Consider the following 20,160-nt stretch of genomic DNA (forward strand, 5'->3'; position numbering starts at 1 on the left):
AGGCTGTATACCTACCCTGGCGTTTTCCCTAGTGCCGCGGCGCAGCTCTTGTTAATGTCGAGCTATTCTGTATACAGTTTGTATCCAGAATAATTTCCCTAGCCACCTAGACGGAGACATGATTCGCTTTTGCCGTTCTGCCGGACGCCCAGGGTGTCTTGCACGCGCCGCTTCGCCGGCCCGCCGGAATTTTCCAGAGGTGGCCCCATGACCGAGCGTACCCCAACAGTCGTTCGCGTTGAAAGTAACAAGACCAATTCGGGCGGAGCGCAGACGATCGCGGCGGAGCTGGGCTTGCGCGAACTCATCCTCTCGGGCGAGCTCACGCCCGGCGCGCGGCTGTCCGAACCTAGCGTGGCCGAGCGGCTCGGCATTTCCCGCACGCCCATACGCGCTGCGATGGCGAGACTGGAAGACGAAGGGCTGCTGGAGCTCATTCCTTCGGGGGGCTATGCGGTCAAGGCGTTCACAGAGGCGGACATCCGCGATTCCATCGAGGTGCGCGGGACCATGGAAGGCCTGGCCGCGCGCATGGCCGCCGAGCGGGGCGTGTCTTCCACCGATCTCGACGCGATGCGCGATTGTCTGAACGACATCGACAAGGCCCTCAAGGGGCGGGACAAGGGCGTGGCCGACCTGTCGCGCTACATCGAGCTCAACGATCGCTTTCACCGCATGCTGCATTGCCTGCCGGGCAGTCCTGTCTTGGAGCGGCAAATTGCGCGCGCAACCAATCTACCCTTCGCTTCGCCCAACGGCTTTCTGCAGGCGCAGGCCGAAGACGAGACGGCCTGGGTGAGCCTGACGGTCGCACAGGACCAGCACTGGATGGTGTTGACCGCCATAGAGAATCGAGAGGGCGCGCGCGCCGAGGCCATCATGCGGGAGCACGCACGCATCGCCTTCCGCAACATGCAGTTGGTGCTGCGCAATCAGCACATGTTCGAGCAACTGCCCGGGGCGCGGCTGATACGCCGGCGCATGCCGCGGTGAGCGCGAGTTCCGGGCTGTCTTTTTTCGGAGTGGCTGCTAACGATCAAGCATGACCCATGGCGGCGGGTTGGCCGCTAAAGAAGGACGACACTGAAGTGATCAGTGAGATGGCAAGGAGACACGCATGAACAAGAAACGCTATTTGCTCAAAATGACGGTCGCGATGGTGCTGGCGGGCGCTTCGGCGCTGCCGGTGCAGGCGCAGGACGTCGTGAAGATCGGGCTCATCCTGCCCATGACCGGCCCCTTCGCCTCGACGGGCCGGCAGGTCGAAGCCGCGGCGCGGTTGTATATGGCCCAGCATGGCACGACGGTCGCGGGCAAGAAAATCGAACTCATCGTCAAGGACGACACCAACGTCGCCGACATGACCAAGCGCTTGGCGCAAGAGCTGGTCGTCAACGACAAGGTGGCCGTGCTGGCGGGATTCGGCCTGACGCCGCTGGCATTGTCGACGGCCCCCATCGCTACCCAGGCGAAGGTGCCCATGGTGGTGATGGCCGCCGCGACGGCGATGATCACGGAACAGTCGCCGTACATCGTGCGTTCGGGCTTCACCCTGCCCCAGGTCACCCTGGGCATCGGCAAGTGGGCACCGCAGAATGGCATCAAACGCGTCGTAACCCTGGTGTCCGACTACGGCCCGGGCATCGATGCCCAGAACTCCTTCAAGAAAGTGTTCACGGAAAGCGGCGGCGAGGTCGTGCAAGAGTTGCGCGTACCCGTGCGCAACCCCGATTTCGCGCCCTTCCTGCAACGGGTGCGCGACGCCAAGCCCGATGCCGTGTTCGTGTTCGTTCCCTCGGGTGTGGGTTCCGTGTTCATGAAGCAATTCGCCGAGCGCGGCCTCGACAAGGCGGGGATCAAACTCATCGGCACGGGCGACGTGACCGACGACGACATCCTCAACGACATGGGCAACGTGGCGCTGGGCGTCGTGACCTCCATGCACTACAGCGCGGCGCTCGACAACCCGGCCAACAAGAGCTATGTCGCCGGCATGGCCAAGGCCAACAACGGCCTGCGCCCCAATTTCCACAGCGTAGGTGGCTACGACGGCATGCACCTCATCTATAAGGCGCTGGAGGCGACCAAGGGCGACACCAACGGCGACAAGTTGGTGGCTGCGATGAAGGGGCTGAAGTGGGATAGCCCGCGCGGCCCGGTCATGCTCGATCCGGAAACGCGCGAAATGGTGCAGAACGTCTACATCACCAAGGTCGAGCGCGTGAACGGCGGGCTCTATAACGTGCCCTTCGATAAGATCGAGGCCGTCAAGGACCCCGCGAAGATCAAGTAGTCGTCCGCTTGCCCGCGCGCCGATGCGCTGCCTTGCGGCCGCCCCGATGCGGGCCGCAAGGCAGGCGTCTCTGGCGGCCCTCAGGCGGGCGGGAGCGTTCAGGGAGAGCTTTCCTTGTTGACCATTCTGTTTGACGGTATCGCATACGGTATGCTGTTGTTCGTGCTGGCCTGCGGGCTGGCCGTCACGCTGGGGTTGATGAACTTCATCAATCTTGCGCACGGCGCTTTTGCCATGGCGGGGGGCTATGTCACGGTGCTGGCCATGTCGCGCCTCAACGTGCCGTTCCTGCTTTGCCTGCCTTTGGCATTCGTGGTTTCCGCGTTGCTGGGCGCCATCCTCGAGCGCACGCTGTATAAACGCGTGTACGGCCAATCGCACCTGAACCAGGTGCTGTTTTCCATCGGGCTCACCTTCATGGCGACGGCGGCCGTCGATTACTTCATGGGGTCGCAGCAGCAGTTCCTGCAGTTACCCGAATGGCTAACGGGGCGGTCCGAAATCGCCGGCATAGGGGTCGGGCATTACCGGCTCTTCGTCATCGTCATCTGCCTGATGCTGGTGGTGGCCTTGCAGCTGATCCTGAGCAAGACCCGTTTCGGCAGCCGCCTGCGTGCCGCAGTGGATGATCCCCGCGCGGCCAGCGGCTTGGGGATCAACATCAACCTGGTTTTCCTGTCGACCTTCGCCTTCGGTTCCGGGCTTGCCGGCTTGGGCGGTGCGCTCGGTGCCGACCTGCTCGGGCTCGACCCCACCTTTCCGCTGAAGTTCATGATTTATTTCCTGGTCGTAGTCGCCGTGGGTGGCACGACCACCATTACCGGGCCTTTGTTGGCCTCGCTGCTGCTGGGCATCGCCGACGTTGCCGGCAAGTACTACATCCCGACCTTGGGAGCCTTCATTATTTATTGCGTCATGATCATCACCTTGATGCTGCGCCCGCAAGGGCTGTTCGCCAGGGCAGGGGGTAAGTGAAAATGGCCGTTGCGACGCAAATCCCCCGGCAGGAAGCGGCAGCGGCGCCCTCGGCGATACGCGCGTTGGGCGCACGGTGGTCGCGCATCCGTTGGTTCGAAATCGTTTTCTGGGTGGTGGCGATCGGCGCCGCCTTCGTCTTGCCCCGCGGCTTCCTGCTCTTGAACGAGTTGGCCATTTTGGCGTTGTTCGCGGTGTCGCTGGACCTGATCTTGGGTTACGCCGGCATCGTGTCGCTGGGGCACGCCGCTTTCTTCGGCCTGGGCGCATATTGTGCAGCCTTGCTCGCCAAGCACTTCGGCATGGATCCTTTGCTGGGGCTCGCGATATCGGCCCTCGTGAGCGCGCTGCTGGGGTTGGTGACCAGCGTGCTGGTCATGCGCGGGTCCGACCTGACCCGGCTGATGGTGACGCTGGGCGTGGCGCTCATACTTTACGAACTCGCCAACAAGCTCGACTGGCTCACCGGCGGCGCCGACGGGCTGACCGGCGTCACCATGGTGCCGCTGTTCGGCCGGTTCGAATTCGACCTGTTCGGTCGCACGGCATACCTGTATTCGATCACCGTGCTGGCCGTCCTCTTCTTCATCGCCCGGTTCATCGTGCATTCGCCCTTTGGCATGTCTTTGCACGTCATCCGCCAGAATCCCTTGCGGGCCGCCATCATGGGCGTGCCGGTGAACCGCCGGCGGGCCGCGGTCTACACGCTCGGGGCGGCGTACGCCGGCGTGGCGGGAGCCCTGCTGGCGCAAACCACCGGATTCGCTTCGCTCGACGTCCTGGATTTCCACCGCTCGGCCGACGTGATGCTGATGCTGGTCATGGGCGGTGCCGGCTATTTGTATGGCGGCATCATCGGTGCCGTGGTCTTCAAATTCATGCAAGACTGGCTGTCCAGCATGACGCCACAGTACTGGCAGTTCTGGATCGGCCTGCTGCTTGTCGTCATCGTCGTCGTGGGCCATGAAAAGCTGGTGCGCCCGTGGACCTGGTTCCGTCGCGGACACGGAGGCAAGCGATGACAACGGTGCTGCAAACCTTCGACCTCACCAAGCGATTCGGTGGCCTGGTCGCGACCGACAAGGTCTCGCTCAAGGTCGAGCGTGGCGCACGGCAAGCCCTCATCGGCCCCAACGGCGCGGGCAAGACCACGCTCATCAATTTGCTCACGGGGGTGATCGCTCCCACTTCGGGCCGCATCGAGCTCGAGGGTGAGGACATCACGGGCCTGCCTGTCCATGCGCGGGCGTCGAAAGGCCTGGTCCGGACGTTCCAGATCAATCAGCTGTTCGCCGAAATGACGCCGGCCGAAGCCATGGCGGTGGCGATTGCCGAGCGGGAAGGGCAGGGCTGGCGCTTCTTGCGGCCGCTCGGGCGTCGCGGCGAAATCATGGACGAATGCGCGGCAGTGCTCGAACAATGCAACCTGCTCGATGTGATGGACCGCAAGACGGCAGTCTTGCCTTACGGCAAGCAGCGCCTGCTGGAAATCGCCCTGGCGCTTGCAGCCAAGCCGCGCGTTCTCCTGCTGGACGAGCCCGTGGCCGGCGTGCCTGATGGGGAGCGGCGCGAGATTCTCCAGACCGTCGGCGCCTTGCCCGATGACGTCACCATTCTGTTGATCGAGCACGACATGGACCTGGTTTTCAGCTTTGCCGACCGCATTTCGGTGCTGGTCAATGGCGGGCTCTTCGTGGAGGGGCCCAATGCCGAAATTGCGCGCGACCCACGCGTGAAGGCTGTGTACCTCGGCGAAGAAGCGGTGGGAGGGGCGCATGCCTGAGCTGTTGAAACTCGAGGGCATCGTCGCCGGATATGGCGAAGCCAAGGTGCTGGCGGGCATCGACCTCGCCTTGGACGAAGGGCGCGCCCTCGCGCTGTTGGGGCGCAATGGCACTGGCAAGACGACCCTCATCAACACCATCGTCGGGCATACCCGCCGCTTTGCGGGCCGCATCACGCTCGGCGGCAGGGACCTGACCACGCTGCGTCCCGACCAGCGCGCCGCGGCGGGCATCGGCTGGGTCCCGCAGGAGCGAAACATTTTCAAGTCGCTCACGGTGGAGGAGAATCTGACGGCGGTGGCCCTGCCCGGTCCCTGGAATCTGCAGCGCGTCTACGACATGTTTCCCCGGTTGCGGGAGCGCAGGGCCAACATGGGGAATCAGCTCTCCGGCGGAGAGCAGCAAATGCTGGCCATCGGCCGGGCGCTGATGTTGAATCCGCGGGTGCTGCTGCTGGACGAGCCGCTGGAAGGCCTGGCGCCCATCATCGTCCAGGAGTTGATGAACGTCTTGCAGCGCATCATCCGCGACGAAGGCATGTCGGCCATCCTCGTCGAGCAGAATGCGCGCAAGGCGCTCGGCATCACCCACGACGCCATCGTGCTGGAGCGGGGAAGCGTCGTGCACCGCAGCCCTGCCCGGGACCTGCTGGCCGACGGTCCGACGCTCGACCGCCTGTTGGGGGTGGCCAAGCACTGACGCCATGACCGACGCCACGACGTTATTCGCCCGTCTGCGGCCGCGCCTGCACGCGATCGCCTATCGGATGCTAGGCACCGTGGCAGACGCGGAAGATGTGGTCCAGGAGGCGTGGTTGAGGTGGAATGAGGTCGATCGGCCCGCGCTGGACAGTCCCGAGGCCTGGTTGGTAACGGTGGCGACCCGCCTGTCCATCGATCGCCTGCGCAAGCTCAAGGCCCAGCGCGAGAGTTACGTCGGCGTGTGGTTGCCCGAGCCCATCCTGACCGAATCGCCCGAGACGCCGGAGGAGATCCGCGAGCGGCGCGACGACGTCTCCCTGGCGTTCCTCATGCTGCTGGAACGCCTTTCTCCCGATGCCCGCGCGGCCTTCTTGATGCGCGAGGTATTCGACGCGGATTATGGGGAAGTCGCCCGCATCCTCGGGAAGACCGAAGCGGCCTCCCGTCAGCTCGTGCGCCGCGCGAAGCAACAGCTGCGGGAAGCGCGGCCGCGGCGGGCCGTGCCGCAGGAGATCCATCGGCGGCTCCTGGGCGCATTCGCAGATGCCATGCGGCGAGGAGATTTCCACGAGCTGCGCGCCTTGCTCAGCGAAGATGCCGAGCTGATCGGTGACGGCGGCGGCAGGGTGCCGGCTTTCGCTCGCCTGGCGGGCGGCAAGCGTCTCGCACAACTGTTCTACGCGGTCAAGCGGCGCCATGGCGAGGGCTTGCGGGTGGAGGTCGCGCAGGTCAATGGGGAGTGGGCGCTCCTGCGTTTCATCGACGGCGTGCTGGAGTCGGTCCAGGCCTTCGAGACCGATGGCGAGCGCATCGTCCGCGTGTTCGTGCAGCGCAATCCGGACAAACTGGCGGTCGTCGCTACCGCCTGGGGCAAGCGATAAGGCGGCGCGCCGGGGCCGTGTCACAAAACGGCTACTTCGTTCGTCTTATGGGCATGGACGCGAACATTTTTTCCGGCGGGGCTGCCAGGGCCCTGCCCATGCGTGTCGGCCCACCCGACGCCCTGGCTTCCAATTTCGCTGCGAGCCATGCCGGCGTGCTGGCGTTCATCGCGGTCGCGATGGAAGGCAGTTTCGCCAAGGCGGGCGAGCGCCTGGGCATAGGCCGCTCGGCCGTCAGCCGCTCCGTCAGCAAGCTGGAAACCCAATTGGGCGTGCGGCTTTTCGTGCGCACGACGCGCCGGACCACATTGACTTCCGAAGGCGAACGATTCTACGAAAAGTGCCGCGACGGCGTGGAACGGATTGCGCAGGCGGTCGAGGAAATGCGGGAGCTGCGCGCGGGTCCGCCGTCGGGGCATTTGCGCGTGGTCTGCCCCACCGGGTTCGGGCGTAAGGTCGTCGCGCCCCTGCTGCATGGGTTCCGCGCCGCCCATCCGGCGGTTTCGGTCGAGCTGCTGCTCGACGATAGGCCTGCCGACTTCACTGCAGGCCGCATCGACGTGGCGTTTCGCAATGGACGCATGGAAGACAGCTCGATCATCGCCCGGCAACTGATGCCCATGGCGATGTTCCTGTGCGCCGCGCCCGCCTACGTGGCTGCGCATGGACTGCCGCGGAACCTCGAGGACCTCTCGAACCATCGTTGCGTGGGCTTGAGATTGCCATCCGGACACGCATGCGAATGGGAATTCAAGGTCGACGGCGGGGTCCGCAGGTTGGCACCGCGCGCCATGCTGTCCTTCAACGACGAAGACCTCGTCTTGCAGGCGGTGCTTGCCGGGGAAGGCATCGCGCAGCTGGCGGGTTACCAGGTGGACGAGCACTTGCGCACGGGTGCGTTGGTGGCATGCTTGTCGCAGCATGCACCCGCGGACCGCGGGCATTACCTTTGCTATCCGAGCCGCCAGCATTTGCCGGGACGCATACGTGCGTTCGTCGACTACATGATCGAGCACATGGGCGCGCGTGGGCGGCCGCGACGGGATGGCCCGCGCTTGCATTTACCGTCTTGCGGACAGTCGGCAGATGCCTGGCCGCGCGCCGGGGCTACCTGGGGCGCCAGGGCTGCCTGACAGCGCGGTCACGCGAGCCCGGCCTTGTCGAGGCCGTAAGCCTTGTCCGCCGTGCCGTGCAGGGTACGAAAGCCCACGTTTAGCCGGTTCCAGGCATTGATGACCATGATCGCGAAGCTCAGGTCGGTGATTTCTTTTTCCGAGAAGTGCTCCCGCACGTGCTCGTAGATTTCGTCGGGTACGCCCTCCGCGGGCAGGCGCGTCAGGACTTCGGTCCAGGCCAGCGCTGCGCGTTCACGCGGGGAGAACAGCGTGGACTCGCGCCAGACCGCGACGTGGTGCAGCCGCAACTCGCGCTCGCCATGGATCTTGGCTTCCTTGACGTGCATGTCCAGGCAGAAGCCGCAGCCGTTCATCTGCGACGCGCGGATGTCTACCAAGCAAAGCGTGGAGCGCTCGATGGAACAGGTTTTCAAGAAAGCGCTGAGATCGACGAGTTTCTTGAACAATTCGGGCGATTGCTCGAAGGCATTGATGCGTTGGGTCATGCGATTGCCTCATTCGGAAAAGGTCTGTCCGGAACCTCCGGAAGATCGGGAGCCGCATGGCGGCTGACGATGGGACCATCCTAGGCTCAGGGCACGCTTGGCGGTAGATACCCGAGAGTGAACAGCGTGTTGCGTGGGAGGAAGCAATGCCGGGATGGGAGTATCTGGAAAAGCCAAAAAAATCGCGGCGCTTGGCACGCCGCGATTCATCTTCATTTCCAGGCTACATGGCTTCAGGGGGAGCGTTGTCGGGCCGGTTGGCGCGCGGCGATTCAAACGGAACGAAGAGAGGCTCCGAAGCAGGGATCAGCTCCTTGGCCCGGGCATTCATGGCATCAGGACTCAGGTCGGGCCAGATGCCGGTGTTGATTCGCGACAGTAGGGCGTCGACGGCGGCAGCGGACTCGGAGGGATCGAATGAGCAATGTCCCGGCCGGTCCACTACCGTGGTTCGGTAGAGGGCGGTGTTCCCGCCATTAGCCTCCATTTTTTGTACATAAGCATCCATGATGGTGGGCGGCACAAGACTGTCTCCGGTAGTGTGGAACCGCAACACAGGAATCGTCGGTGTTCCATGCACGGTCCTTCCCGGTGCAGCCCAGAATGCGATTGCCTCAGGATCTGCTTCGATGCGTTCGGCGGTTGCCAGCTTGTCGAGATCTTCTTTCATATCGAGGCCGGCATCTGCGTACAAGGCCTGCACGAGCGCGCCCAGCATGGGTTCCGCGTTACCAAGGAAGTCTTCGTAATGGATTCCCTTGTTCCAAGAAAGTTGTCTTGGCACCGGGGAGCCGCCCGCGTGTTCGGACATAAATCGGGATTGTCCGCCTGGTTGACCGGCGTTGAAAAGGACGGTCTCGAAAATCGCCTCTTGTAGTGCCGCCTTATCTTCGGGGTCTGGCTTCGGAACGGAGGTGGTTCCCCACGCCGGCCATTGGCCTATGGCTGCTGCCAATGCAATTCGAGCCCGGCCTTCAGGCGTCTCTTGTGCGGCACTGAGCGCTTCTTTCCATTTCGCGGATTGTTCGCTCACGGTATCGAGATCATCAAAGCCTACGATTTTCAATTCAGGTGCAATCAGGGTTTTTAGGACGAACCACCCATCCATCATCATGTTCATTAACGGGACTTGCTCATGCGCACAGCCGGCCACCACGCCGTCGACGCGATCCCCAAAGCGTTCGGCGATATTGAGGGCGTCAAACCCGCCGCCGGAGTGCCCGTACTGCACGACGGTCTTCGGTTTGCCGTACCGTTCCGCGAACATGTCGATGAGTTGCATCAGTTCATCTTGCTCCCTCGCGGGGTCGTAGTTGTATGTCCTCTGGGGGTTGCGCGCCGTCCCCGAGAGCCCATAACCATTCATGAGCCAATAGCAGCTTCGGGCACTGTCTTTGGCGCCCACGTAGTCCAGGTCGTTGATGAGTACGCCGTTCCACTTGGTGGGGCGCCGCATGTTCCACGGTGTTCCGCTGGCGAAGGTGCCTTCCGTTTCAGCGAACGTAACGGTACCGTCGCAACCGGCGATTTCCTCTTCTTGCGCCGGGGGGCCGTCATTGTCACTGCCGCACGCTGCGAGGAGCCCCATCGCCAATGCGCTGGCAGCAAGAGAAACTCTCTTTCGCGAACGAAGCAGGCCATAAGCACGCGGACGCTGTTGGGGTTTGGGCATGGTCGTCTCCTCGACATGTTTTGGGGATGTGGTCCTTGGCTATTCGTTCGCCATAGCGTTCGGACTCTGCTTAGCCGCCAAAATAATTAGAGCGCTAAGTATCGAGGATCCTATAGTTGCCCAGGGGTCGCGAGCAACGAAGCAAAGATAAGAAACGTAAGGGCTTGTGTGCGCATGGGACGAGATGCTAGCCGCGGGTGCCCGGGGTGCTGAACGCGCCGGTGAAGCGGTCATCCCCGTTTCATTTTGTTGCCTTGTCTTGACTGCAGAACCGTTGCAAAGGCACGGCCTCGCAAGGCTTAGTCGTCGCAGGCTACTGTCAGAAAAGGAGCGAGGGACAACCCATTGCCCGGAACGTCCGAATGCCTTAAAAGCGATCCATGCATGTGCTTTGGACTTACCTCACTCCCCACCGCACCCTGGCTTGCGTTGCGCTGTTGCTGGCCGGTGCTTCTCAAATCCTGGCGCTCGTCGACCCGATCATCTTCGGCCGGATCATCGACGAATATGCCCTCAACCGGGCCGGGAAGACCGAGCGGGAACTCGTGACCGGCGTCATGGCCCTGCTTGGGCTGGCGGTGCTGGTCGCCGTTCTTTCGCGCCTGGCCCGGGCGATCCAGGAGTACCTCACCCGCTTGGTGGTGCAGAAGCTGGGTACGCAGCTGTTCAATGACGGCTTGCGCCAGGTGTTGCGCCTGCGATTCCAGGAGTTTGAAGATTTGCGCAGCGGCGAGGTCCTCTCTTTGCTCCAGAAGGTCCGGGCGGACAGCGAACGGTTCATCAATACCTTCATCAACACGGTTTTCGCGGCCGCGGTGGGCGCCGGTTTCCTGACCTGGTACGCCGTGACGAAGAACTGGCTGCTGGTGCCGGTGTTCTTGGTGGGCGTCGTGCTGCTGGGCGGCCTGACGGGGTGGCTCAGCCGGGAGATCAAGGCCCAGCAGCGCTCCATTGTGCGCGAGACCAACCGCAATTCGGGCTTCATCACCGAATCGCTGCGCAATGTAGAGCTGATCAAGAGTCTTGGCCTGACTTATCCGGAGATACGTAGGCTGCAGGCGCAGACGGAGGCGATCTTTGCCATGGAGATGGAGAAGGTCAAGCGGATAAGGGTGCTGTCGTTCCTCCAGGGGATGACGCTCAGCCTGCTGCGCCTTTCCATATTGTTTGCGCTGTTGTGGCTCATTTTTCGCGACGTGTTGAGCCCGGGTGAGCTGATCGCGATGCAGTTCATTTCCGTGGCGATATTTGCGCCGCTCCAGGAGCTCGGCAACATCATTCTTGCCTACCGCGAAGTGGACGCCTCGCTGGCGAACTTTGCGGCGTTGATGAAAAAGCCGGTCGAGCGCAGGCCTCCCGGCGCGGTGGACGTCGGGCCGGTGAGCGACGTTCGGTTCGACCACGTCAGTTTTCGCCACAAGGGGGCAGCGGATTACGCGCTCGAAGACGTGTCGTTCGAGGCCCGGCTCGGGGATACGATCGCCTTCGTCGGCCCGTCGGGTTCCGGGAAATCGACGTTGGTCAAATTGCTGGTGGGCTTGTATCCGCCCGCCGAAGGCACGGTTTCGTACAACGGCCAACCGACGACTTCGCTGCGCTTTAACCGCGTGCGGCGGCAGATTGGGTTCGTGACGCAGGAGGCTCACATGTTTGCCGGCACGATCCGGGAGAACCTGCGCCTGGTCAAGCCCGACGCCACCGACCAGGAAATGATCGCCGCGATGGAACAGGCATCTTGCGCTTATTTGCTGGAGAAGTCGCCCGACGGGCTGGATACGGCCATAGGCGAGATGGGAATGAAGCTGTCGGGCGGGGAAAAGCAGCGCCTGTCCATCGCGCGCGCCCTGATCCGCCAGCCGCGGCTGCTGATATTCGATGAGGCGACCTCGGCGCTGGATTCCCTCACGGAAGAGCAGATCAACGAAACGGTGCGCCGCATCTGCGCCCGCCGCACGCAGATCACGGTCTTGATCGCGCATCGCTTGTCCACCGTGATGCAGGCCGACGTCATTTTCGTGCTGGAGAAGGGCCGCATCGTAGAGCGCGGCAGCCATGCCGAGCTGCTCGAGCGCAAGGGCCTCTATTACGCCATGTGGAGGCAGCAGATCGGTGAGCGGCCCGGCGTGAAGGCCGAGCCGGCGACGCCTTTACCGGAAGCCGCTGCAGACCTCTAGCGCGGCCGGTCGCCCTGGGGAGTCATGCAGGCGCTGCCATGAATTCGAGGACCTGGCGCCCGAGGTACTCTTCGGCCGTATTGAAATGCGCGACGATCGACGTGTGGTTGTGGCCGGCCAGCCAGACGAACCGCGGCGCGCGCCGCCTCAGGCGGGCCAGGGCGTGGAAGAGTTCCGCGCAGTGCACGTCGATGAGCGGATTCTCGTATTCCGCCACCGCGATCATCGTCGGCGGGACGGCTGGCGTGACGTGGTTCACGGCCGAGCCGTCTTCCATGACCTGCGGATCCTTGCCGTAGTAGGCCTCGACGCGGCTGGCGTTCGGGTTCTCCGGCGTGTTTTCCGCCCGTACGCGCCCGGACACCACGATCAACCCCGCCAAGCCGTGCCCGTCGGCGGGTTGGAAGCGGGCATCGTAGGCGTAATGCGCTGCATGGGCGCCGCCGGCGGAATGCCCCATGAGGAAGATCCGGTTCGGGTCGGCGCCGAGTTCGGCCGCGTTGCGGCGTACCCAGGCGACGGCCGCGGCGATGTCTTGGGTTCCGCTGGGATAACGGTGCTCGGGTGCGAGCCGGAATTCGACGTTGACGCCGATCACGCCATGGCGGGCGAAATACCAAAGCACATTGCCGTAGATTTCCTCCGTGCGGTCTTTCTCGCCTTCGACGAAGGCGCCGCCGTGCACGAACATCAGTACGGGGCGGGGTTGGTCGCTTGGCTGCTGCGGGAAGTAGACGTCCACGCACTGGCGAGGGTCCGTCCCATAGGGAAGATTGCGCCGGACGGTGCCGAGCTTGGGCGCGTCGCGCAGCACTTGGGTGAAGCCGTCGACCATTTGCTTGACGTGCGCCTGGACGCTGGTGCCCCAGCGGGGGCCGACCTCCGCCATGGACTGGCGGAGCCACGCGGGAATCTCGGGCAGCGCGGGAGAGGAAATGGTGCTCACGGTCTATCCTCGCAACGATGAGCGCATGCAGCGCGCGGGCAGGGAACGGGGGCAGGGGCGCCGCAGCGTCTTTCGTCGCCCCTTTCCCTCATCGGGAAAGCTGCCATTATGATGCGGGTTGCGGCAGTACGCGATAGTCTTGCGGCCGCATCCGTATTCCCGATGCCCGAGGACGCCCATGACGCCATGTCCCCCAACGGCTTCCGACCCCGCCAGCCCGCGTTTCGCGGCCGGGCGGCACGCCCTGCGCGGCGGGATGCTCAGCTTCCACGCCGACCCGTTCCTGGCCGAGCCGGCCGAATCGTTCGTCCATTTGCCCGATGCGCTGGTGGTGATCGAAGACGGCAAGATCCTCGAGGCCGGGCCTTATGACGGGCTGCGGGCGCGGGTGGAAGGGTCCATGCCCGTCGCGCACTATCCCGACGCGCTTATCCTGCCGGGCTTTATCGACACCCATATCCACTACCCACAGACGCAGATGATCGGCGCCTGCGGCGAGCAATTGCTGGAGTGGCTGCACAAGTACACCTTCGTGACCGAGCAACAGTTCGCCCATCGCGCCCACGCCGAAGTGGTGAGCGAGCTGTTCTTGCGGGAGTTGCTGCGCGCGGGCACGACGACCGCGGCCGTGTATTGCACGGTGCACCCCGAGTCGGTGGATGCGTTTTTCGAAGTTTCGGAGCGCTTCGGGACGTGCATGATCGCCGGCAAGGTGCTGATGGACCGGAATGCACCGCCTGCCCTGCTCGATACCGCGGAGTCCGGGTACGCGCAGTCCAAGGCGCTGATAGAAAAATGGCACGGCAAAGGGCGGCAGCTCTATTGCATTACGCCCCGCTTCGCGGGGACGTCGTCCGAGGCGCAACTCGCGGCAGCGGCCCGTCTCTGGCGCGAACATCCCGGGACTTACGTCCAGACCCACCTGAGCGAGAACCCAGGCGAGGTGGAGTGGATCGCGTCGCTTTTTCCAGAAGACGAAGACTACTTCGGCATCTATCGGCGCGCCGGCTTGGCCGGCCCGCGCGCCATCTTCGCCCATGCCGTGCACGTGTCCGAGGCCGAGTTGTGCGCCTGCCACCACTGCGGCGCGGCACTTGCGCACTGTCCGACCTCGAATCTTTTCCTCGGCAGCGGGTTGTTCCGGCTGTTCGACGCCAAGCGCGCGGATCGGCCGGTACGGGTCGGCCTGGGCACGGACATTGGCGCAGGCACGGCATTCTCACCCCTGCAGACGCTGAACGAGGCATACAAGGTCGCGGCCATGAACCGGACCAGGCTGACCGCTGCACACGCTTTCTACCTCGCTACCCGGGGTGGGGCACAAGCCTTGTATCTGGACGATAGGCTCGGTGCCGTGGAGCCCGGATACGACGCGGACCTGGTCGTGCTGGATTTGAAGGCCACGCCCCTGATGGATTTCCGGATGCGCTATTGCACGGATGTGATGGAACGCCTGTTCGTGCTGATGACGTTGGGCGACGATAGGGCGGTGCGTGCCACCTACGTGGCCGGTCGACCGGTGTACGACCGTGCGCGGCAACCGCAGCCTTTCTGCTACGCCGACGGCATGCCGGTGCGTGCTGATGCGTGATCCAGGGTGCCGTGCGGCCTGTTGCCGCGGGAGGAAACGCGACGGCAGCCCGCCAGATTTGTTACAACGCGACTTATCGGCCCCTGCGCACCAGCCGTCATGCGGCTGTCGCGGGGCTTGCTAGAATCGACCTCCTTTCCGCGCTCGCCTTTCGCGGGCAAACAAGGCCATCATGCACGTACTTTTCATCATTGACCCACTTCCAGCGCTCAAGGCCTACAAGGACACGTCCGTGGCCATGATGCGGGCGCTCGTGGCGCGCGGCCACAGGCTGAGCGTCGCCATGCAGGGGGATCTCTACGTCATCGACGGCGTGGTGCGCACGGCGTCGCGGCCCATCGAGCTTGTGCCCGGTGCGGACCTGCGCGGACACGCGTGGTGGCAGGAAGGCCCCGAGGGCGACCAGCCGCTCACGGCGTTCGATGCAGTATTGATGCGCAAGGACCCGCCGTTCGACATGGAATACGTGTATTCCACGCATCTGCTCGAACGGGCCGAAGCGCAGGGCGCACGGGTGTTCAATTCCGGCGCGGCCATACGCAACCACCCCGAGAAACTGGCGATTGCGGAATTCCCCCACCTGACCGTGCCCACGCTGGTGACCCGGGACATGCCACGGCTGAAGGCTTTCCACCGGGAGCATCACGACGTCATCGTCAAGCCGCTCGACGGCATGGGCGGCACGGGCATTTTCCGCATCGGGCCCAAGGAACCCAACCTGAACGCCATCCTCGAAATGCTGACCGACAACGGCCGGCGCAGCATCATGGCGCAGCGCTACATTCCCGAGATCGTCCACGGCGACAAGCGGGTGCTGCTGATCGGCGGCGAGCCGGTGCCCTATTGCCTGGCGCGCATTCCCCAGGCGGGCGAGACGCGGGGGAACCTGGCGGCAGGCGGGCGCGGGGTGGCGCAGCCTTTGTCCCAGCGCGAGCTCGCGATCGCGCGCGAACTCGGCCCCAAGCTGGCCGCGCGCGGATTGCTGCTCGTCGGGCTGGACGTGATCGGCGACTATGTCACCGAAATCAACGTGACGAGCCCGACGACCTTCTGCGAAATCACTGAACAGACCGGATTCGACGTCGGCGCCATGTTCACGCAGGCGCTGGAGGAGGCCGTCGCTGCGTCGCAGGGAGCGCGCTAGGCATGGCCGGAATCGTCATCGTTGCGCACGAGCCGCTCGCGTCCTCGCTGTTGTCGTGCGCGTCGCATATCTTCGGCGAACTGTCCGGCGTGCAAGTCTACGACGCGGGGGCGGACGAGGATCCCGACCACATGTATCGCGCGGTGCTCGAGCGCATCCAGGCCTTGTCCGGAGAGGGCGGAGTCCTGGTGTTGACCGACGTGGTGGGGGCCACCCCTTCCAACCAGACCCATCGCGCCGCGCGCGAGGCCGCCCGCCTGGGAACGCCGACGACCGTGCTCGCGGGCGTCAACATCCCGATGCTTTTGCGTACCTTGCCGTATAGGCACCTTTCCTTGGAAGATTTGGCGCAGCGCGCGCTATCAGGCGGCGCACAAGGTGTCTTGCGCGTCGAAGGCGACTCCGAAGACCACTGAACATGCCGAGTATCGACATTATCGTTAGTAACAAGCTGGGCCTGCACGCGCGGGCGTCCGCCAAGCTCACCCAGCTCGCCACCAAATTTCGCAGCGAGATCCACATCAGCCGGGGCTCGCGTCGCGTCAACGCCAAGAGCATCATGGGGGTCATGATGCTGGCCGCCGGCATGGGCAGCAAGGTGACGATCGACGCCGAGGGCGAGGACGCCCAAGAGGCCTTGGACCAGATCCAGGCCCTGTTCGAGCAGAAGTTCGGCGAGGCGGAGTAGTCCATGGAAACCTCGATGTTGGCTTTGCACGGACTGGGAGTGTCGCGCGGCTATGCCATAGGCCGCGCCGTCATCATTGGCGCGGCTGCACTCGAGGTGACCCACTATCGCATTGCCGAGGAGGACGTCCAGGCCGAATGCGCCCGCCTCGAAGCTGCCATTCGCGCCGCCTCCGACGAACTGGCCCAGCTGGCCGCCCACCTGCCCGCGGACGTGCCCCGCGAACTCGGCGCCATCCTGCAGGTTCACAGCATGATCCTGGCCGATCCGATGATCTCGCAGGAGCCGCTGCAGATCATCCGGAGCAGGCATTACAACGCGGAATGGGCGTTGACTGCACAAGGACAGCTCCTGGCAGAGCAGTTCGAGCAGATGGACGACGAATACATGCGCGAACGCGGGGGGGACGTCCGGCAGGTGATAGAGCGCATCCTGCATGCGCTGGCCGAGGCCGACGGCCGTCCGCGCAAGCTCAAGAGCGAGGCGATCCCCGACAACGGCGACCCTCTCATCGTCGTGGCCCACGATATTGCCCCGGCGGACATGCTCAAGCTGCGGGGCGCGCGCTTTGCCGCCTTCACCACGGACCTGGGCGGTGCCACCTCCCATACCGCCATCGTTGCGCGCAGCATGGGCGTGCCGGCCATCGTGGCGCTTGGCGTGGCGCGCACCTTGGTGCGCGACGGCGACATGGTCATCGTCGATGGCGAAGCAGGGGTACTCCTGGTCAATCCGCCCGCCGCGGTCATTGAGGAGTACCGGGTCCGGCAGGCCGATTATGTGCGGGAGCGCGCCACGCTGGCGTCCTTGCGGGACGTGCCGGCCATCACGCTGGATGGCGTGGCGATCTCCATGCTGGCCAACATCGAGCTGCCCGAGGAAGCACAGGCCGCGGTCGATGCCGGGGCGGAGGGCATTGGGCTGTTCCGCAGCGAATTCCTCTTCATGGGGCGCGACGACCTGCCCAGCGAGGACGAACAATATGAGGCCTACGCGTCCGTCGTGCGTACGCTGGGCGGACGCCCTGTCACCATTCGGACGCTGGACATCGGCTCGGACAAGGCGCTCGACGGCGAAGCCACCGTGGCCACCAACCCGGCCCTCGGCAAGCGCGCCATCCGTTATTGCCTGGCGCATCCCGAGCTGTTCGCGACCCAGCTGCGCGCCATCCTGCGGGCTTCCGCACATGGGCCGGTGCGGATACTGGTCCCCATGATCGCCCACTTGCGGGAGGCGCGCGCGGCGTATGCGGCGCTCGCGGCAGCCCGGCAGGAGTTGGACGCGCGCGGGCAACCTTATGGCAAGGACATTCCGGTGGGGGCCATGGTGGAAGTGCCGGCGGTCGCCATTGCGATCGAGCCCTTCGTCGATGCGTTCGATTTCCTGTCGATCGGGACCAACGACCTCATCCAGTACACGCTTGCGATAGACCGGGCTGACCCGGAGGTGGCGGACTTGTACGATCCCCTGCATCCGGCCGTACTGCGCCTGGTCGCCAATACGATCAACGCCGGCGCGCGGGCCGGCAAGCCTGTGTCGGTGTGCGGGGAAATGGCCGGGGACACCGAGCTGACGCGCCTGCTGCTGGGCTTGGGCCTGACGCAGTTCTCCATGCACCCGCAGCAGTTGCTGGACGTCAAGCGCGAGATCCTGCAGGCGCATTCCAATGCGTTGCGCACCAAGGTGGCAGCCGTCCTGAACCGCGCAGCCGAGATGGACCTTTCTCTGCTGCGTCAATAGGCAATAAGTGCGCCCTTTTGAGCGCAGTCCGTGCTATTCCCCACCCGGTGAGTATGTCATATTAAGTTACAAAACTTACATCGCCAGGTGGAATGAAAGGTCCCGTGCACACCTCGAAGCCGCCGCGTCGCGGGGCGGTCCGGGGCCCGGAGAGCCAGGAAACGGCGACCCGTGCGCTCAGTACCCTGCGACCTCTTTTCGAGGCTTCGTCCGTCGCGGATCTCAAAAAGGTGGTGCAGGAATTTACGGACGAACTCGGCGCGCGGCGCCATGCATTCAGTGTGATCGAACGCGCCCAGGGCGGTCCCTCGCTGCGCTGGTTGTGCGAAGACGTGCCCAGGTGGTGGAGCGGCTTCCGGTCCGAGCTGCTGCCGCTGGTCACCCGCAGTGGCAGCCGGCCGGGCCACATCCGGACCCTGCGCTGCGCGTTGGACGATACTCCGCCTTCCTCGCCGTTCCACCGGGAGCTGCGCCGCCTCGGCGCCCATAGTGCGTTGTTCCTCGTCGCCGAGGCCCAGCATCCTGGCGCCACCGCGGCCTGCTTTTCACTCTTGTTCGGAGCGGGTAGCGGCTACGCGCCGCCGCTGGGGCCGGGCCAGTTGACGAGCCTCTGCCATCATGCCGCGTCGCTCCTGCTTGACGCCTACCTGAGGTTGCCCCCGCCCACGCCCAAGTCGGCCCGGCTCTCGGCGCGCGAGCTCGAATGCCTGCGCTGGGCTGCGGTCGGGAAAACGAGTTGGGAAACAGCGCACATCCTGGGCGTTAGCGAGCGCACCGTGAACTTCCATTTCAGCAACGTGTTCGGCAAGCTCAAGGTGAACAACAAGCAGGCCGCCATCGCCCAGGCCATCTTCCGGGGGCTGTTGTAGGGGGAGCGTTTTCCGGCGGAGTCGGGGCCTTAGTCGGCAACGATGTTGGCCGCCTTCACGACCTTCGTCCAGCGAGCGAGCTCTTCTTGGATGAGCGATCCCAGATCCTCTGGCGTGCCGCCGCCCGGTATCAGCCCTTGGTTCTGAAGCGCCGCGATGATTTCTGGCGACCGCAGCAGCTCATTGAGTTCCCGGTTCCACTTGGCGATGATGGCGTCGGGCGTGTTTGCGGGCGCCAGCATGCCGTACCAAGTATCGACGACAAGGTCGGGATGCCCTTGTTCGACGACGGTCGAGGAGTCGGGAAGTTCGGGTACGCGCTTCTTGCTCATGACGGCGAGCACCTTGAGCTGTTTGCTCTGCAGGAAAGGTGTGGCCGCGCCAAGGCTGGTGACCATCGCCTGGGCATGGCCCCCCATCACGTCAGTCAGTGCGCCAGCCGTTCCCTTGTACGGCACGTGGACCATGTTGATGCCGGCGCTTTGCTTGAGGAGCTCCATGGCCAAATGCTGGGCCGTTCCCACCCCGGGTGAAGCGTAGTTGAGCTTGCCTGGCTGGGATTGGGCGAGTTGGATCAAGTCCTGCACGGAGTTGGCGGGCAGTTTGCTTGGCGCCACGAGCGCCATGACGCTCGTGGCGGCCAATCCGACCGGGCGAAAGGACTTGATGGGATCGAAAGGCGTGTTCTTGTTGAGCACCGGGGTCGTCCCGAATGCGGTGGCGGTCATGAGCAGGGTGTACCCGTCCGGCGCCGCGCGTGCCACATATTCTGCGCCAATGTTGCCGCCGGCACCGGGGCGATTTTCCGTCACCACTGCGACTTTCCACCGTTCCGATACCTTGGGCCCGATCAGGCGCGCGAAGATGTCCGCGCTGGTGCCTGGGGTAAAGGGAACGACCAACGTAATCGTTCGCTGGGGATAGCCGCCAGGGTTTTCCGCCGCATGGACGAGCGAAGGCGCTGCCGCGGAGGTGCCGGCGGCCAGGAGCGCGCATCCGGCGAGAAATGCCCGCGGCCGTGCGGACATGGAGATGGGGCGCGACCTGGCGACTGTGCTGGGAAGGAGAGACTCACCACCAT

At 64.3% G+C, this 20,160-nt stretch carries 19 protein-coding genes; 15 read left to right on the forward strand and 4 right to left on the reverse strand.

Translation table 11 applies throughout. From position 1 onward, the window contains the following. The first annotated feature begins 207 nt into the window (after window positions 1-207). From IRZ12_RS06080 to IRZ12_RS06115, 8 genes are all read left to right on the forward strand, one after another. Window positions 208-993: a GntR family transcriptional regulator gene (locus tag IRZ12_RS06080; protein ID WP_296465696.1), complete on the forward strand. Its 786-nt coding sequence runs from the start codon at window positions 208-210 to the stop codon at window positions 991-993. Between the two features lie 124 nt (window positions 994-1,117). Next, window positions 1,118-2,293 (forward strand): ABC transporter substrate-binding protein, encoded by a 1,176-nt coding sequence (locus IRZ12_RS06085; RefSeq protein ID WP_296465699.1) that lies wholly within the window; start codon window positions 1,118-1,120, stop codon window positions 2,291-2,293. A 114-nt stretch (window positions 2,294-2,407) separates the two neighbouring features. After that, window positions 2,408-3,268 (forward strand): branched-chain amino acid ABC transporter permease, encoded by an 861-nt coding sequence (locus IRZ12_RS06090; protein ID WP_296465703.1) that lies wholly within the window; start codon window positions 2,408-2,410, stop codon window positions 3,266-3,268. 2 nt (window positions 3,269-3,270) lie between these two features. Beyond that, window positions 3,271-4,290: a branched-chain amino acid ABC transporter permease gene (locus IRZ12_RS06095; RefSeq protein WP_296465706.1), complete on the forward strand. Its 1,020-nt coding sequence runs from the start codon at window positions 3,271-3,273 to the stop codon at window positions 4,288-4,290. Then, entirely contained in the window at window positions 4,287-5,051 is a 765-nt protein-coding gene (locus IRZ12_RS06100; RefSeq protein ID WP_296465709.1) for an ABC transporter ATP-binding protein, read from the forward strand. The genes IRZ12_RS06095 and IRZ12_RS06100 overlap by 4 nt, the downstream gene beginning before the upstream one ends. Further along, the gene (locus IRZ12_RS06105; RefSeq protein WP_087782780.1) at window positions 5,044-5,751 is read left to right on the forward strand and encodes an ABC transporter ATP-binding protein; all 708 of its coding nucleotides are present in this window, start codon (window positions 5,044-5,046) and stop codon (window positions 5,749-5,751) included. The genes IRZ12_RS06100 and IRZ12_RS06105 overlap by 8 nt, the downstream gene beginning before the upstream one ends. A gap of 4 nt (window positions 5,752-5,755) precedes the next feature. Beyond that, window positions 5,756-6,634 (forward strand): RNA polymerase sigma-70 factor, encoded by an 879-nt coding sequence (locus IRZ12_RS06110; RefSeq protein ID WP_296465718.1) that lies wholly within the window; start codon window positions 5,756-5,758, stop codon window positions 6,632-6,634. A gap of 98 nt (window positions 6,635-6,732) precedes the next feature. Beyond that, a complete protein-coding gene (locus IRZ12_RS06115) occupies window positions 6,733-7,767 on the forward strand; it encodes a LysR family transcriptional regulator (protein WP_087783100.1) in 1,035 nt (344 codons plus the stop codon). An 8-nt stretch (window positions 7,768-7,775) separates the two neighbouring features. On the opposite strand, the gene IRZ12_RS06120 is transcribed toward IRZ12_RS06115, so the two are convergent. Both IRZ12_RS06120 and IRZ12_RS06125 read right to left on the reverse strand, forming a co-directional pair. Then, entirely contained in the window at window positions 7,776-8,255 is a 480-nt protein-coding gene (locus IRZ12_RS06120; protein WP_087782782.1) for a carboxymuconolactone decarboxylase family protein, read from the reverse strand. A 223-nt stretch (window positions 8,256-8,478) separates the two neighbouring features. Further along, window positions 8,479-9,927, reverse strand: coding sequence for an alpha/beta hydrolase (locus tag IRZ12_RS06125; RefSeq protein ID WP_296465727.1), 1,449 nt, complete (start codon window positions 9,925-9,927; stop codon window positions 8,479-8,481). 380 nt (window positions 9,928-10,307) lie between these two features. On the opposite strand from IRZ12_RS06125, the gene IRZ12_RS06130 reads away from it, so the two are divergent. Further along, entirely contained in the window at window positions 10,308-12,101 is a 1,794-nt protein-coding gene (locus tag IRZ12_RS06130; protein ID WP_296465730.1) for an ABC transporter ATP-binding protein, read from the forward strand. Window positions 12,102-12,123: 22 nt separating this feature from the next. Here IRZ12_RS06130 and IRZ12_RS06135 read toward each other — a convergent pair whose 3' ends face one another. Then, the gene (locus IRZ12_RS06135; RefSeq protein ID WP_087782786.1) at window positions 12,124-13,047 is read right to left on the reverse strand and encodes an alpha/beta hydrolase; all 924 of its coding nucleotides are present in this window, start codon (window positions 13,045-13,047) and stop codon (window positions 12,124-12,126) included. 178 nt (window positions 13,048-13,225) lie between these two features. Here IRZ12_RS06135 and guaD point away from each other — a divergent pair, with 178 nt between their 5' ends. The 6 genes from guaD to IRZ12_RS06165 all read left to right on the forward strand — a co-directional run bounded on the left by guaD (window position 13,226) and on the right by IRZ12_RS06165 (window position 19,079). Then, entirely contained in the window at window positions 13,226-14,638 is a 1,413-nt protein-coding gene (gene guaD / locus IRZ12_RS06140) for a guanine deaminase (protein ID WP_296465738.1), read from the forward strand. Window positions 14,639-14,810: 172 nt separating this feature from the next. Next, the gene (gene gshB, locus IRZ12_RS06145) at window positions 14,811-15,782 is read left to right on the forward strand and encodes a glutathione synthase (protein ID WP_296465740.1); all 972 of its coding nucleotides are present in this window, start codon (window positions 14,811-14,813) and stop codon (window positions 15,780-15,782) included. 2 nt (window positions 15,783-15,784) lie between these two features. Further along, window positions 15,785-16,198: a PTS mannose transporter subunit IIA gene (locus IRZ12_RS06150; RefSeq protein ID WP_296465743.1), complete on the forward strand. Its 414-nt coding sequence runs from the start codon at window positions 15,785-15,787 to the stop codon at window positions 16,196-16,198. Between the two features lie 2 nt (window positions 16,199-16,200). Continuing rightward, window positions 16,201-16,470, forward strand: a complete 270-nt coding sequence (locus tag IRZ12_RS06155; RefSeq protein ID WP_296465745.1) for an HPr family phosphocarrier protein — start codon at window positions 16,201-16,203, stop codon at window positions 16,468-16,470. A gap of 3 nt (window positions 16,471-16,473) precedes the next feature. Beyond that, complete coding sequence (ptsP, locus tag IRZ12_RS06160; protein ID WP_296465748.1) at window positions 16,474-18,210, forward strand: phosphoenolpyruvate--protein phosphotransferase; 1,737 nt, start codon at window positions 16,474-16,476, stop codon at window positions 18,208-18,210. Window positions 18,211-18,314: 104 nt separating this feature from the next. After that, a complete protein-coding gene (locus tag IRZ12_RS06165) occupies window positions 18,315-19,079 on the forward strand; it encodes a LuxR C-terminal-related transcriptional regulator (protein WP_296465751.1) in 765 nt (254 codons plus the stop codon). A gap of 29 nt (window positions 19,080-19,108) precedes the next feature. On the opposite strand, the gene IRZ12_RS06170 is transcribed toward IRZ12_RS06165, so the two are convergent. Further along, a partial coding sequence (locus IRZ12_RS06170) for a tripartite tricarboxylate transporter substrate binding protein (RefSeq protein ID WP_296465754.1) occupies window positions 19,109-20,160 on the reverse strand: 1,052 nt, incomplete at its 5' end.

The sequence above is a fragment of the Pigmentiphaga sp. genome (assembly GCF_019689535.1).
Taxonomy (GTDB): Bacteria; Pseudomonadota; Gammaproteobacteria; order Burkholderiales; family Burkholderiaceae_B; genus Pigmentiphaga.